Annotated in this window: 11 protein-coding genes and 1 pseudogene; 6 read left to right on the top strand and 6 right to left on the bottom strand. The window is 42.6% G+C overall.

What is annotated here, in order from left to right; translation table 11 throughout:
• Positions 1–227: 227 nt before the first annotated feature.
• The 3 genes and pseudogenes from B2863_RS09785 to B2863_RS09775 all read right to left on the bottom strand — a co-directional run.
• A complete protein-coding gene (locus B2863_RS09785) occupies positions 228–968 on the bottom strand; it encodes a peptidase (RefSeq protein WP_057760236.1) in 741 nt (246 codons plus the stop codon).
• Between the two features lie 42 nt (positions 969–1,010).
• Positions 1,011–1,796, bottom strand: coding sequence for a transglutaminase family protein (locus tag B2863_RS09780; RefSeq protein ID WP_201579743.1), 786 nt, complete (start codon positions 1,794–1,796; stop codon positions 1,011–1,013).
• Positions 1,797–2,650: 854 nt separating this feature from the next.
• Positions 2,651–4,240 (bottom strand): annotated as a pseudogene (locus B2863_RS09775) (circularly permuted type 2 ATP-grasp protein); the annotation flags it as partial.
• 221 nt (positions 4,241–4,461) lie between these two features.
• On the opposite strand from B2863_RS09775, the gene B2863_RS09770 reads away from it, so the two are divergent.
• Positions 4,462–5,100 (top strand): GDSL-type esterase/lipase family protein, encoded by a 639-nt coding sequence (locus tag B2863_RS09770; RefSeq protein WP_296209858.1) that lies wholly within the window; start codon positions 4,462–4,464, stop codon positions 5,098–5,100.
• Positions 5,101–5,305: 205 nt separating this feature from the next.
• Here B2863_RS09770 and B2863_RS09765 read toward each other — a convergent pair whose 3' ends face one another.
• Together B2863_RS09765 and B2863_RS09760 are read right to left on the bottom strand one after the other, a co-directional pair.
• Positions 5,306–6,400, bottom strand: a complete 1,095-nt coding sequence (locus B2863_RS09765; RefSeq protein WP_296209856.1) for a DUF2855 family protein — start codon at positions 6,398–6,400, stop codon at positions 5,306–5,308.
• A gap of 41 nt (positions 6,401–6,441) precedes the next feature.
• Entirely contained in the window at positions 6,442–7,881 is a 1,440-nt protein-coding gene (locus B2863_RS09760) for an NAD(P)-binding protein (RefSeq protein WP_296209851.1), read from the bottom strand.
• Positions 7,882–8,000: 119 nt separating this feature from the next.
• On the opposite strand from B2863_RS09760, the gene B2863_RS09755 reads away from it, so the two are divergent.
• From B2863_RS09755 to rhuM, 4 genes are all read left to right on the top strand, one after another.
• Complete coding sequence (locus tag B2863_RS09755) at positions 8,001–8,585, top strand: TetR/AcrR family transcriptional regulator (RefSeq protein ID WP_296209849.1); 585 nt, start codon at positions 8,001–8,003, stop codon at positions 8,583–8,585.
• Between the two features lie 224 nt (positions 8,586–8,809).
• The gene (locus B2863_RS09750; RefSeq protein WP_296209846.1) at positions 8,810–10,864 is read left to right on the top strand and encodes an autotransporter domain-containing protein; all 2,055 of its coding nucleotides are present in this window, start codon (positions 8,810–8,812) and stop codon (positions 10,862–10,864) included.
• A gap of 174 nt (positions 10,865–11,038) precedes the next feature.
• Positions 11,039–11,782, top strand: a complete 744-nt coding sequence (locus B2863_RS09745; RefSeq protein WP_296209843.1) for a zinc-dependent peptidase — start codon at positions 11,039–11,041, stop codon at positions 11,780–11,782.
• Positions 11,783–12,072: 290 nt separating this feature from the next.
• The gene (rhuM, locus tag B2863_RS09740) at positions 12,073–12,333 is read left to right on the top strand and encodes a RhuM family protein (protein WP_296209841.1); all 261 of its coding nucleotides are present in this window, start codon (positions 12,073–12,075) and stop codon (positions 12,331–12,333) included.
• 135 nt (positions 12,334–12,468) lie between these two features.
• Here rhuM and B2863_RS09735 read toward each other — a convergent pair whose 3' ends face one another.
• A complete protein-coding gene (locus B2863_RS09735; protein WP_296209839.1) occupies positions 12,469–13,137 on the bottom strand; it encodes a hypothetical protein in 669 nt (222 codons plus the stop codon).
• A 202-nt stretch (positions 13,138–13,339) separates the two neighbouring features.
• Here B2863_RS09735 and B2863_RS09730 point away from each other — a divergent pair, with 202 nt between their 5' ends.
• Positions 13,340–13,831, top strand: coding sequence for a hypothetical protein (locus tag B2863_RS09730; RefSeq protein WP_296209835.1), 492 nt, complete (start codon positions 13,340–13,342; stop codon positions 13,829–13,831).
• Positions 13,832–14,251 lie beyond the last annotated feature (420 nt).

Genomic DNA, 14,251 nt, shown 5'->3' with positions numbered 1-14,251 from the left:
ACTAGGGCCTTTATCTAGGTGCAGTCCAGTGAGTCTTCCATGTACCAGGTCATGAGGTAGATTACACAACAATTGAGTGTGACATCATTATGATGGCATTCAAGGCCTTTAACGCAAAACCGGAGTAGTGCTGTTTATTCAGCGCTATTCCGGTTTTTTATTGCCTGATTATTAGTTGATAATAAAAAAGCCCTTTAGTACAAAAATATGATTTTATACGGAACTATTTATCCCCAATAACCATCAGGACATTTAGGCAATTCAACTAACGTGCGACGTAACGCATCTGACCATTGATGACGAATCGTATTAAAGTACTCATCACGCTCATCAATACGTCGGCCGTTGGGCAGAGCTAGGCTGTCATTGTCATAAAGTACAAAATCTATCGGCATACCGACTGATAGATTTGAGTGAATCGTGGAATCAAATGACAGCATCAACGCACGTGCCGCGTGTCTTACATCCGTGTTATAGCTGACAGAACGATCCAAGATAGGCTTACCATATTTGCTTTCGCCTAACTGAAAGAAGGGCGTATCTTCAGTGGCTTTGATGCAATTGCCTTCAGGATAAATCAGGTATAGCTCAGGTGGCTGTCCTTTGATTTGACCACCAAGCATAAACGAGCTGGTAAAGGCGCCATCGCGACTAGAATTAGCGACTGCTTTTGCATGGTTCATCTTTTCACGCATACATTCACCAACCATTTGCGCCGCATCAAACAACGTCGCTACTGTATTGAGGTTGCTCTCAGCACGCTGGTCAATGTCGCTTTGTAGTTTATTGAACACTGCCTGCGACGTCGCTAAGCTACCAGCTGTCTGTAATACCATAAAGCGCTCGCCCTCAACGCCGTATTGATACAATTTTCTGAATGTCGATATGTGATCAACACCGGCATTAGTGCGCGTGTCACTGGCAAAGACCATACCGTCTTTTAGACGAATGGCAGCACAATAAGTCATAAAATACCCTTGATGAATAAACATAATAAAAAATAGCAAACGCTATGATAGCTTTTTGACTAATACCAAACTGTAAAGATTTTCGTAACCGCCGCCCATACGCACGCCGCGAACAGGCGCCGTATCCAGATAATCTCGCCCAATAGCCACATACACATGTGAGTTTGGGGTAAATGCCTGATTTGAGATATCAAAAGTATACCAGTAACCATCCAGCCAAACCTCAGCCCATGCGTGACTGGCCATGTGATTTTCGGTATCGTCATACAGATAACCAGACACATAACGCGCTGGAATTTGTTGATCGCGCAAGATACTTAAAAATACATGCGTATGGTCTTGGCACACACCTGCACTTGTCGCAAACGCCTCAGCAGCGGTCGTACCCACATGCGTGACGTCTTTAACAAAAGGCATTTTCATAATAAGGGCATTTGCCATTGCCTTTAAGCTGTCATGAGTAGGGGTTTTTAGGTATGGCGCTGCGAATTCTCGCATCTCTTGTGAGCATTTGGTCAACGGGGTTTGTACGGTAAATAGCAGGTAGGGGACATGATCCATATCCTCTAAACGTTCGGTTTCGGTGTTAATCTCAACGATACCTGACGCCTGCATTTGTAAGTTGTTATGTGCCTCGTTACGACTGAGCGTGAGCCATGCATTACCAAAGCCATCCTTTTGATTGGTCGCCACTTTAGGGAGCATCACATCCCATTTATGAATGGTTTGGTGCGGCATTTGCATGGGGGTCATGCGTATATACTGTACACTGCGCTGTGCCAGCTCATCGTAATAATAGTTGGTTTGGTGACTGATTTGAAGTTTCATGGCATTTTCCTTATAGCATCTTTCTATTTTCTGTTTATTCCATATGTCTCATAAGCCGTTGTTATTGGTTTTTGGCTAGACACCTTCTATACACCTTGACGCAATATGAGATTGAACTCCTTGCTAATCAGCGCAAAATCACTAAATTTCTTTGACCTGATCATCTGGTTGGTCAAGCGGATAAGTTCACGCCAGCGCGTATTCTCCGGCAACTCATTAATCCAGTGTCTGAATTCAAAACTGATCTCTGTTGAATCCTCTCCCAACAAGACGGCACGCTCAAGCTGCTCAAAGTGACGCCCTAATTGCCAAAAGCAAGTCACTGTCGGATTTTCTTGTTTCATCGCAGCGTTACACGCGTGTAGCTGCAAAGTCGCTGCTCGATACGTGCCAGCACTCGATAAACGCTTGATCAAGTTATATAACTCAGCGGTATCTTTACCAATGACACCTTTGGCCTCTTGGACATTGTCCTCAATCGATTGCACGATATTGGGTATGATGTTTTGTTCCAAATCAGCCATCATTTGTGCTTTCATGGTGGTCAGTGACACTTCACCATCAACGGCAAACCCTAAGTGACTAATTAGATGTCTGATCTGTGATTTTTTGAGATCGCCTTTGATAAGTTGTTTCATCACATCGTCGTAGTAATACAGACGCTCACTATATCGGCCTAGCCATATTAAGTGACTGGCGGTAGAGAGTAGCAGTATCATGGGCGCATCATCTAAACTCTCGTAACCTGTTTCTAAGGGCTGGACGCGATCATAGTAATTCGCGTGCCCTGAAGCATTGACACCCACTGATGATAAAGGCGAGCACTTGTCGGTTTGCTGGCTGTCTAAATCACTGTCATCAATAATCCAAGTGTCTTTGATACCGCCGCCTTGTGATGAATTGACGACCAAAGAGCCTTCAACCATGGCCACTCGTGTCAGACCACCGGGTACAATATCTACTGTGCCATCACCATGACTGAGGATAAAGGGGCGCAAGTCAATATGACGCGGTGCGATACCATCGCTTACGGCAGTAGGATTGGTAGATAGTGAGATAGTCGGTTGAGCAATAAAACCGGCTGGGTTTTCAAGCAAGCGCAGGCGATATTCTTCGATTTCTTTTTTGGTCGACGTTGGACCAATAAGCATCCCGTAGCCGCCTGAGCCTTGCGTTTCTTTTACCACCAGCTTGTCTAGATTATCGAGCACATATTTGAGATCATCAGGCTTACGGCACTGGTATGTCTCGATATTAGGTAGGATAGGTTCTTCATTTAAGTAGAATTTGATCATATCTGGCACAAAAGGATATAAACTCTTATCATCGGCCACACCCGTACCTGGGGCGTTAACAATTACCACGTTGCCAGCGCGATAAGCACTCATTAGTCCTGATACACCCAATATGGAGTCAGATTTAAAGGCTAACGGATCAATATAGGGATCATCAATGCGGCGGTAGATCACATCGACTTGTACCTTGCCGCGAATGCCTTGCATATAGACTTTGCTGTCCTCAACGACCAAATCATAACCATGAACGAGTGGCACATTCATCTCATGCGCTAAGAAGGCATGCTCATAATAGGCACTATTAAAGCGACCTGGCGTTAAAATGACGACCTGTGGATCATATTTGGATGTTGAGCTGGCAAGACAGGCTTTGAGTCGGTTAGGATAATCACTAATACCCATAATAGGCGTTTCAGTAAATATATCAGCTAATAGTGTCTCTGATATATTGCGACTCTCAAGCATATATGAGACGCCTGATGGGGTGCGCAGGTTATCCTCTAACACACAAAACTTACCTGTCTCGTCTCGAATCAAATCAATACCGCTGATGTGCGAATAGATAGGTTTGTCGAGCTCAATGCCCATCATCCATGGCTCATAGCAGCCACTGGCATAGACGTAGCTGGCAGGGACAATATCCGCCTTCATGATAGCTTGGTCATGGTAGATATCATGTAAGAATGCATTGAGAGCGGTGATACGTTGTTTACAGCCTGCTTCTATTTGTTTCCATTCGCTCGCTGCAATAATGCGTGGAATGATATCAAACGGAATCATACGCTCGATGTTTTTGGCATCGCTATAGACGGTAAAGGTGACCCCTTTACGGTAAAAGATATTTTCTGCTTGTTCGTTTAGATAATTGAGGGCATCCATGTTGATGTTATCAAGCCAATGGCCAACAGCTTGTGCCACTGGGCGATACTTACCCTTACTTATCTGCAATTCATCGAAACTTTGTGGTTTTTGCTCAGGTTTGTCTAAAGTGTCTTTTGTTAAGGTATCTTCGATCGGTGTTGACGCGGGACTTTTAGTATTATCATTGGGCACTTTGATGGATTGACTCTGACTCTGGCTTTGATTTGCAGATTTTTCTTTGTCTGGGTTTCCATCTTTAGACTGACTTTGAGATGCTGTTTTATTCATAAATACCTCACGTATCCTTGGTAAAGTTATACTTTATGATGAATACACTGTCTATGCTAAGTAGAGTAGCACTTGTACTGCGCCCAACAGGTAGTCTATCTCCTGTATGGACTATACAACGGTTACTGAGCAACATACAACAAGAGTTAAATAATAGATTTTTAAAAACTTGAACCTAATTCCAATAAGTTTAACTCAATAGAAACAGGAGGAGAGAAGACGTGAAGCTACGTGGAAGGTTTTTAATGCTGGCAGGTATAGGGTTGTTAGCGACTATCAGTGTGACTGGCTGTGGTAGCGAACCACAACAAGATACCTTGCCCGCTGGTAGCACAGTGGTCGCACTTGGCGACTCATTAACCTATGGTTACGGCGCAAATCCTAAAACAGCGTATCCTACGGTGCTAGCAGAGCTAAGCAAATGGAACGTCGTTAATGCAGGCGTCAATGGTGATACTTCTGCAGATGTGCTTACTCGCGTGAATGAGATCACTGAGCAAAACCCAGATTTAGTCTTACTGGGTGTAGGTGGTAATGATGTGTTGCAGCGCATCGCACCTGATACCACGCGGGATAATATCATCGCGACTATAGATACCTTACAATCCAACAATATTGACATTGTCCTAATCGCTGAGCCGTACTTCAGTACTAGTGCTTTGTTTGGTAAGGCAAGTGATAATCCACTGTATGAAGATATTGCGGAAGCTGAAGGCATACCTCTGTATTCTGATGGCTGGTCCACTATACTATCAGACGAGGCTCTAAAGTCTGATAAAATTCATGCCAATGCTGCGGGCTACAGACAGTTCGCTGAAGGGCTGCATGATTATTTAAAAGACAAAGGATGGGTACGTTAAACCGCAATCTAAACCATAGTTTTTAAGTTTAAAAGCTTTTAAACTTAAAAACTTAAAAACTGTGAGTAGAGCGTATGTCTGTAGTCAGTGTATAACGCACAAAAAGCAGAGAGTTTATTGGCAAGACTCTCTGCTTTTTTATGCTTTATTAATAGCTAATAAGTAATAATCTTATAGTTAGACATTGATAACCCAGTTACTCTATCTATTCATTGTCACCCATGACGACTACCAAACCTTCATCAGCAGCTATCTTACCTTCGCAGATATCTTTATAAACCTCCAGTAAGCCATTGACTCCATCAAGCTCCTGAATCTTTAACCACGTACTAGTTTTTGTAGTGCTATTCATGATGTAGTGCATAGAGCGTTTATTAAATTCTTCAGGGCCCCATTCTTTCATACGTTGCTGTACATGGCTTGGTGCAAAAAACTGTTGGCTACGCGCTTGAATGATACCTTCGGTATGACGTGGCTCGTCCCAGTGTGTAAGACCAACATTGCTGGTGTAACGCATGTTGTCGCCTAAGTGTCTATGTATACGACTAAGCACGTCAGTATTAGCCGACATATCGACAATAACCGTCGGCTTATTTTCATCAATGTGCTCAAGGGTGTCATAGCTAAGCACACTGTCATAAGCGTCAATTGACTTAACAAAATCTACATGACGGTTTGAAGTGAGGCCGATAACGTGCGGTGCATCTTTATCATTAACTAAGCCGTATGCTAAGCCAGTACTGGTCTTGCTAGAGGCACTAATAATCACCACTTGCTCTGCACCAAACCAATCATTACTCTTCAACAGATCATGTAAGCAAAATGAGGTCAGATGCAATACGAACAACAGCATGCGCTGATCGTCATGGGCGCGGTCATAGCCTCGTTCATGGTTAACGCGCTGATATAGGTTATAACCGGGTGGTAGCTCGGCACGATGGACACTACCATCAAGTAAACTGGTTTGGGTGACTCGCTTGGGTGTTATGATTAATTCATTGGCGGGCGGGAAGTAACCGAATAAGCGCTCACCGATAGGTAGTGCATCGCTATTTGATTCGATCACATCGCCAAATCCCCATACTGGAATAATACCCCATTTCTCAGGCTCGTTGCCGTTTGGCGGAAAAAACTGCCAATAGCGTAATTGGTCACCCATGACCGCATAAGTAATATTATTGGCAGTAAAAGCAAAGCGATCGACTTTGACCCGTACTTCGCCATCGCCGAGAGTGTGTATAGGCGTCTCTTGCAGGCGAGCTTGGGTTAGGTTTGCTTTGTTGGTTTGAAATTCTGGCATAGTCGCTTCCTTGATTGATAGATAGTATTGGCAGACATTTTTTAGGAATTAGCGGTGTTGGCGTGACGTGCTGCCGTTATTTGCATAATTTCACCCATGAGTTTGGGCATGTTTGCAGCGACTTTTGGTCCTGCTTCTTTTAGACGTTTAAGAATAGCAAGCTCTTCAGGAGGGGTGTCTTCGCTGGCTCGTACCAATTTTGTGAAGCCATCTAAGCGATTGTTAATCATCCATTCACGTAGCGCAGGCTCTTTTGACCAACGCATCTGATTCTGCATTTGTTTAACAAGGCCAACCAAAAAGTCCGTATCATGATTTGGGATTGGCACCACTTGGCATAACTCATTTTTGACAGTTTCGTCATCGTAATTGGCCTCGATGTGGGCGATAAATGCGGCACTAAATACAGGCTGATAGGTACGTACGGTTTGCACCACCACAGTATCACCTTTGAATACATCGTATGTCTCTGTCACTGGTACTGCCCGTGCAGAGCAGTCGATATGCATGGTGTTGGGAGTGGTAGAAATGCTGTCCTCACCAAAATAAATCTTGTCCGTATCTAAGCGAGTCACGCGTCCTTTACGCACAATATTTTTAACACGGCGTAATTGCTTAAGCTCTTCACTGCTAATGGTAGCCCCATGGAACATTTGCGGGCGTACATTTGGATCAATACGCATTAATACGCCACCTTTTTCTAATCGATTAAACAGGTCTTCGATGCTTTCAGCTTCAGCAATCGCTTCTGCTTGAGTAGCCTGAGCCCCTATAGTATGGGTGAAAAATTCACGAGAGGGTTGGGTATTTTTACGATCGATCAGCCAAGCATCTCTTGGCATAATCCATGTGATATGGTCTGGATCAATTTGGTTTTCTAGTAGCCATAAAACCGCATCTATACCTGTTTTTCCGCCACCGATAATCACGTAACCATCACGGGGTTTGGTTAAACTCGGTAAGTCATTTAACGGGCCAAACTTAACACCTTTAGCAATCTCAAAGTTTGGGGTATGGGTCGCTGGTACTGAAGTTTTGAAGTAAGTGCCATCAATAATTTTTTTATTGACCTTAACCTCATAGCTAGTATCGGACAGCAACGATGAAAACTTGCCGGCGCCTTTGTACTCACACATCGGGAAGTACTTCACGCGACCACTTGGTAAAAACGTATGCTTCATGACCTTATCAAAATACGCCATGACTTCTGCGCCTGACGCCAGCTCAGACAAGCCTTTATTTAAACCAATTTTATCAATCATACCGCCGCAAAGCTCACGTGAGCTAACGCCATAAAAAGACGATGGCTGATGCAGTGTGACAAACGAATAGGCATCGTTCCAATGACCACCTGGCTTATGATGTTTATCGACAATAATGATATTAGCATCTGTTTCTGTGAGCAGCACATCGGCAAAAGCCATGCCCACCGCGCCACTACCAATGATTAGATAATCCGTTTCTAGTTGTTGAATACTCATAGCGTCCTTACTCTTAAGTTGAGTTTTTATCAATGCAATCAATTTATAATCGTTTGTACATAACAGTGTTATATACTAGAATAACACTGTTATAATTGTCAAGACATAGTGAGAATCTAATGGATGCCAGAACCAAAATACTAAACGCCGCATCTGAGCTTTTCTTAGAAGGGGGTGGGGACGCCTTGAGTGTACGCGCTATATCCAAGCGGGCAGGACTGTCCACCATCGGTATATACAGTCACTTCCAAGGTAAGCAAGGCATACTAGATGCGCTGTACATAGAAGGGTTTAATCTCGTTCGTGAAGCCATGGATGTCATTCCAGAGGGTAGAGCAAACAAAGAGCAAGTGCTAGAGGCGTGCCTAGGGTATCTCAACGTCGGAGAAAAATATGAAGCACACTATCGGCTGATTTTTGGGGAATCTGATGCAGGTTATCAGCCCTCAATCGAGGCCATTGCAGCAAGAGATAGCGCGTTTTCAAAGTTGGTTCGGGTGGCAGGTTCTTATTTATCAGAAGAGGCTAGCGTGACGGAACGTCGGCAAATAGCGTTAGATATCTGGGCAATCGTACATGGGTACGTCAGTATCAGTCACCATGTGGTGTTCGCCGATGGACTGGAGCTAGACTGGAAGACGATGGCACTTCGTGTGGTTGAAGTTCAGTTGGATGCCATTGACCTAACCAAAGCTAAGTATTAATAAAGCCTTCCCGAATAACCCGGTAAATCAGCAGTATGAAGGTGACAATAAATATTAAACAGCGATTCGTAAATATTGCTCGCAGGTAGGTACATAGCGTTTAAATAATCCATCGCTTTACTTAAAAATCAAGTAAGCAAACATATGTCTTTTATCTTGTAAACTGCATTATTTTAGGTTATTTTTCAGTATCGTTTATAGTTCTTTAACCAAGGAGAAGCAGTTTGGATACTAATTTATCACCGCTTAAGATTTCAGTGGTTGCAGCGCTGACACTGCTTACAGGCTCGCAAGTATTTGCAGAGGCCAACTACGGTGATTATGGTACAGAAACGGCGCTGACGCTCGCCCGTGATTATGCTGGTCGTTATACAGGTTCCGATAAAGAAGTCCAAGCCGCTAATTATATGCAGCAGCGCATGACCATCGATGGCAGTAACAACCAAGTCAATCGTCAAACGTTTGATTTCGTAGCGCCTCGTGGTTTGTTCAGAGGTCAGACGTTAACGAGTAATAACGTTGTCGTGACTCAAAAAGGCAGGGCTGATACCAACAGAACGCTATTTGTCGGCGCACATTATGATTCTGCCGTTGCCTATCCAAACTATGCAAATCTAGAGGCACTGGACGATAATGCTTCTGGGTCTGGTGTCTTAACTGAGTTGACCAAAAACCTGACAGGTATTGAGACAGAGCATGACATCCAATTTGTGGCATTTGGTGCAGAGGAGGGCGGTCTCAATGGGTCAAGGGCGTTTGTTGATCAACTAACGGACGCGGAAAAATCAACAGCGTTGGGTATGATTAACCTAGACAGTCTGATTACAGGCGACAAAATGTATGCCAATGCAGGGCGAAATGCTTATGACAATGATGGCAACGAAGTGGCTGCCAATGTAAGTTTGCGTGAAAATGCACTGCGCATTGCTAAAGAGCTTGGTATTACACTAGAAGTCAATCCAGCCATTATTGCACCAGGTGAGACAGAGCCATACGAGCCTTATGGCGTTGGCTGCTGTAGCGATCAGGAGTCTTTTGATAGCGTCATGCAGGTCGTCGGGTTTGAAGCGACTAACTGGGGCCTTGGGCCTGATTATGATGGTTATACGCAAACTGAAAACCCAGATATTCCAGGCGGCTATACGTGGCATAACCCTGCATTAGATAACGAAGAAGTACTTACTGCGGCTTTTGGTGAAGAACGCATAGCGCAAAGAATTCGAGACTACTCACGTATCATTAGCAGATTGATTGTGGAGCAAACCAATGCTGATATCATCGCATCAACCAAGAGCGCCATCAATTTGCAAAACACGATGGGTGCTGCGTTAAAAATTAATGCTACCGACTCACATTCAGCGGTGCTTGAGCGTGCCAATGCTTTGGCATTACATACTCTCGATGATGCGAAGCCTTTTGATTCCGAGTCGCGTACTCAGGTTTGGGTAGATGGATCTCAAAGCTACGTGGATGCTGATGAGGTGCAAGAGGGCACTCGCGCCAATATTGGTCTATATGGCGAATATACTATACAGCCGAGATGGCGTGTTGGCGCAGGTGTGCAAGCGGCTAATCAAAACAATAAAGGCATAGAAAATGGTATTAAAAAAGATACAAGCTATGGCATTCAAGCCTATTCTTTATTGGGCGGAAAAGACACGGCTTGGTGGAACACCACATCTCTGAGCTTATCTAAACATGACTTGGATGTTAATAGAACGGTAACACTGGATGGTAATGACGGCATCAACATTATCAACAATAGCGAACGCGGTAGTTCTGATGCTGATGTGTTTAGCGCATACAATGAGCTTGGCTATAATTTTATTATCAAGAAAAACGTCGCGCATGGTGCCTTTTTGGGTCTGAATTACAGTGATACAGACATAGATGGTTATACCAGTGGCAATGCTGATTCTCGTACTGCACTAAAGGTTGATAGCACCTCTAGTGAGGCATGGGATTCAGAGCTTGGTTATCAGTTGCAGTATGGTTTTAATTTGATGGGTACGCCTGCCAAACTTCAAAGTAAAATCGCTTACGTGCATGTGATCGACGATGGTTTAACAGATAGTTTATCGACAACGTCTTTAGCTGACGGTCAAACGAGAAATGTTAGTATTACCCAAACAGATAAAGATGACGACTATGGACATTTTGAGCTGAGTGTGAGTAACAAGGTTCATAAAAACGTTTATGCCTATCTGAATGGTGATACCACCTTTGCACGTGATGATAAAGACAGCTCAGTACAACTAGGCTTGCAATATCAATTTTAAATCTTAATGTGTAGATGTAAGCCTGCGCTGCTCAATAATTCATTTATGAGCAGCGTTTTTTGCTTATATATTTCCATATATAAATTATAAGGGCATATTGCTGATTGCCGATATAATTTTCAGATTCAGTAATACCAATGTGTGCGAAATATTAAAAGGATAGGGGTGGCGTATATGTTTGGCATCATAAAAGACTGGCGCGAACAGCGTATACTAGACAATAGCGAATTTACTCAGGCTGACTGGAAAAAGGCAGCCGAACGTATTGTTATATTGGATCGATTAAGTACCGATGAGCTATTACATCTGTTTGAGCTCGCAACGTTATTTTTGGCTGATAAATCCATCACTGGTGCACAAGGTTTTGAGATTACCAATGCTGTGAGACAATCGATTGCACTACAAGCCTGTTTGCCTATCTTGAACTTAGGTCTTGACTGGTATGCTGGTTGGTCATCCATCATCATTTATCCTGGCTCGTACAAGAGTGATAGCACTACAGTAGATGAGTTTGGTATCGTTCACAAAGGCAGTCAACACCGTAGCGGAGAAGCATGGCTGCGAGGGCCTGTCATTCTTTCATGGAAAGATGCCAAGCACTCAGGAGAACGTGATGGACACAACGTTGTCATTCATGAGTTTGTGCATAAACTCGATATGATGAATGGCCGCGCCAATGGCTTTCCGCCGATGCAACCTGATATGGATCCTGCAAACTGGACACAGATTATGAGCCGCGATTTTGAAAATTTTCAAACACATCGCAAGTCAGGGCTTGATCGGTATGGAGCGACCAATCCTGCGGAGTTTTTTGCCGTTCTCAGTGAAGTATTTTTTGAAACGCCACAAAAGCTAGTTGATGCTTATCCGGATATTTATCAGATTATGGCGAAATTCTTTCGTCAGGCGCCGTTATAAATGATATTTATAGAGATGGTGATAGTAAGCTGTATTTAAGACAGCATAAGCATATTGGAATTGGGGAAGTTGAGGTAATTAATACTATAAGTGATAATGGGGAAAAAGTAGAGAACTATTAAAGTGCTGATGGAAAGGCGCAAGTGGATGTACGTTTCGAGCAAGAGGCTGTCTGGCTGTCACAAGCACAAATGACCGAGTTGTTTGGTCGTAATTAATCAGTAATTTCTCGTCATATCGCTAATGCCATAAAAAATGAAGAAATCACTGAGAAAATTAATATTCAAAAAATGCATATTGCAAATTCAGACTGTCCGGTGATTTTTTATGACTTAGACGTGGTTATATCAGCCGGTTATAACATCAGATCTCCTCAAGGCGTACAATTTAGGCGTTGGGCAACGCAGCGACTACGTGAATACTTAGTACAAGGCTATAAGCTCAATCAACAGCGCTTCTATAAAAACTCAAGCGAGCTACAACGAGCGCTAAAATTAATCAAAAAAACCGCACAAAGTCCCGAGTTTAAAACTGACAAAGCTTGTCATTAAAAACTATACCAAAGACCATGTAACACAAGCTGCTATATATTTTTAATTGAATATATAGCATTTATAACCAGATAGAGTAGGCTGCCACTTTAAACAAGCCTTATAAAAGTTATCGGGCAATCGTTTTTCTACACCTTAAACCGTCCATTGATCATTAATAATGGCCACCAGATATCGCTTGCCTTGATACTCATCAAATACCAAGCGCAAAACACGCCAGTCCATACCATCATACTCATCCGTGCCTTTATAATAAAATTCTACAACATCTGATGTTTGGTATATCTGTTTTAAGTTATTGATAGAGTTACCATTATTTTTGAATTCATTGACATTGATGCTAGCGTTATTGAATTTTTTACCATCCACCCAAGTATCCAAATAAGTAGGCAACGGCGTGACCAATAGATCGCCAGTACCGTCTTTTTCGCCCCAAGTAAATTGGATATTGGACTGCTGTAAATACTGTGCAAATTGCCCGCGGCTAAAGACTCTATCTGACTCAGGCCGTACATAAGCGTACATCGAAAAACGAACACCACGTGTTGGATGGATATCATTAGTGATTCTAGAAAAGTCCTTATTTGCCAGTGCGCGCTGTATACGTAACGCTTGCTGCCTAAGGGTTTGCTGACTGATATCAGCATTACTAGGTGTTGATGAGCTACTGGTTGGCTGAGATACAATGGCTTCACTGGACTCAGAAGCAGACTGACAACCTGTCGCAGCTAGAGTGAATAGCAGAAGACTACTAGAGGCTAATGTCGCAGATTTTTCCTTAAAAAACGCAGGTAATGTCATCATAAAATCATCCTTAGCACAGTTATTAGCGAAAGAAACATCACTATAAATTGTCATGGGAACCCGTAAAAAATACCATAAAATCGCTATGTAATCGATATTTTGGTAAGTAAACCTGAATGATACGATAATACAGCAGAGTCCTAATATGGCTATGATGTAATAGACTGTAACATTCATAGGATAAAAGCCCGTAGAGAACACCATGCCAACATATAAATCGCTGACATTACTATTGACCATAGGACTGATGCCTGTCGGTCACGCTATAGCGGATGTACCAAAAGTAGATCAGAAACAAAATGCCATGGCTGATATAAAGATTGCGACCATCACGAAAATGTACCAACAAGATATTGATGACCAAGGTATGAGTAATCCTGTAGTGCTGCAGCAATATGCTGATGCTGACTTGCAAGCAGCGATGCAACTTGAGCAAGCATATTTTGATAAAACTCAGACGTCCTGCAATATAGATTACGATGTACTTTGGAACTCGCAAGATCCTGACTATACGCAAGACAAAAAATTTTCAATAACTGATCAAGGATTGGTTCAGGTTAGCTTGGCACAAGGTAGCGATATTTATTATGAGCTGTCATGTGATGATAATGATAAAACTTGCCAAGTCGCAGATGTGGTTTTAGATCAGGATGGCAAAACGTTGCGTCAGCATTTGCTTGAAACTTGTCGTTAGTAAAAGTCTATAACTCAAACTCATATTAAATCTGATCTAAGGTATAAGAATGACATGGTATAAATGGTTTTTCGCCTAACTACTAAAACCGTTGGTTTGTTTTCGTATAATGTATATTATGTTAAACGGACAGTACCCGATGATAAGTTCATGGGATTATGTCTATATCATAAATAACAATCAGTTTAGTTAGTAGCCGTTCAAATATAATGTACATGTCATGGCTAAGTAATCATTGCAATCGTCACTATGGCAAACCTTAACTGAATCTGTTTTATCAACTATATGTGGAATCCTTTTGACATCTAGTATGCTTGTACTCAAACTTGGCACATATTCATAATATAGCTAACAACCTCTTTCAAATCGTAGGATAAGTTACTTTTATAGCTCATCAAAGAAAGCTTCAAAGCTAAACTA

Source organism: Psychrobacter sp. UBA3480 (assembly GCF_002377945.1).
In the GTDB taxonomy this organism is placed as follows: domain Bacteria; phylum Pseudomonadota; class Gammaproteobacteria; order Pseudomonadales; family Moraxellaceae; genus Psychrobacter.
The sequence above is the reverse complement of the archived record's forward strand: the minus strand, read 5'-3'. Positions and strand labels throughout refer to the sequence as shown.

Coding starts and splice junctions, on each gene's coding strand:
- B2863_RS09785 (WP_057760236.1), bottom strand. CDS start 968: ATGACTTATTGTGCTGCCATTCGTCTAAAAGACGGTATGGTCTTTGCC.
- B2863_RS09780 (WP_201579743.1), bottom strand. CDS start 1,796: ATGAAACTTCAAATCAGTCACCAAACCAACTATTATTACGATGAGCTG.
- B2863_RS09765 (WP_296209856.1), bottom strand. CDS start 6,400: ATGCCAGAATTTCAAACCAACAAAGCAAACCTAACCCAAGCTCGCCTG.
- B2863_RS09760 (WP_296209851.1), bottom strand. CDS start 7,881: ATGAGTATTCAACAACTAGAAACGGATTATCTAATCATTGGTAGTGGC.
- B2863_RS09755 (WP_296209849.1), top strand. CDS start 8,001: ATGGATGCCAGAACCAAAATACTAAACGCCGCATCTGAGCTTTTCTTA.
- B2863_RS09745 (WP_296209843.1), top strand. CDS start 11,039: ATGTTTGGCATCATAAAAGACTGGCGCGAACAGCGTATACTAGACAAT.
- rhuM (WP_296209841.1), top strand. CDS start 12,073: ATGCATATTGCAAATTCAGACTGTCCGGTGATTTTTTATGACTTAGAC.
- B2863_RS09735 (WP_296209839.1), bottom strand. CDS start 13,137: ATGATGACATTACCTGCGTTTTTTAAGGAAAAATCTGCGACATTAGCC.
- B2863_RS09730 (WP_296209835.1), top strand. CDS start 13,340: ATGCCAACATATAAATCGCTGACATTACTATTGACCATAGGACTGATG.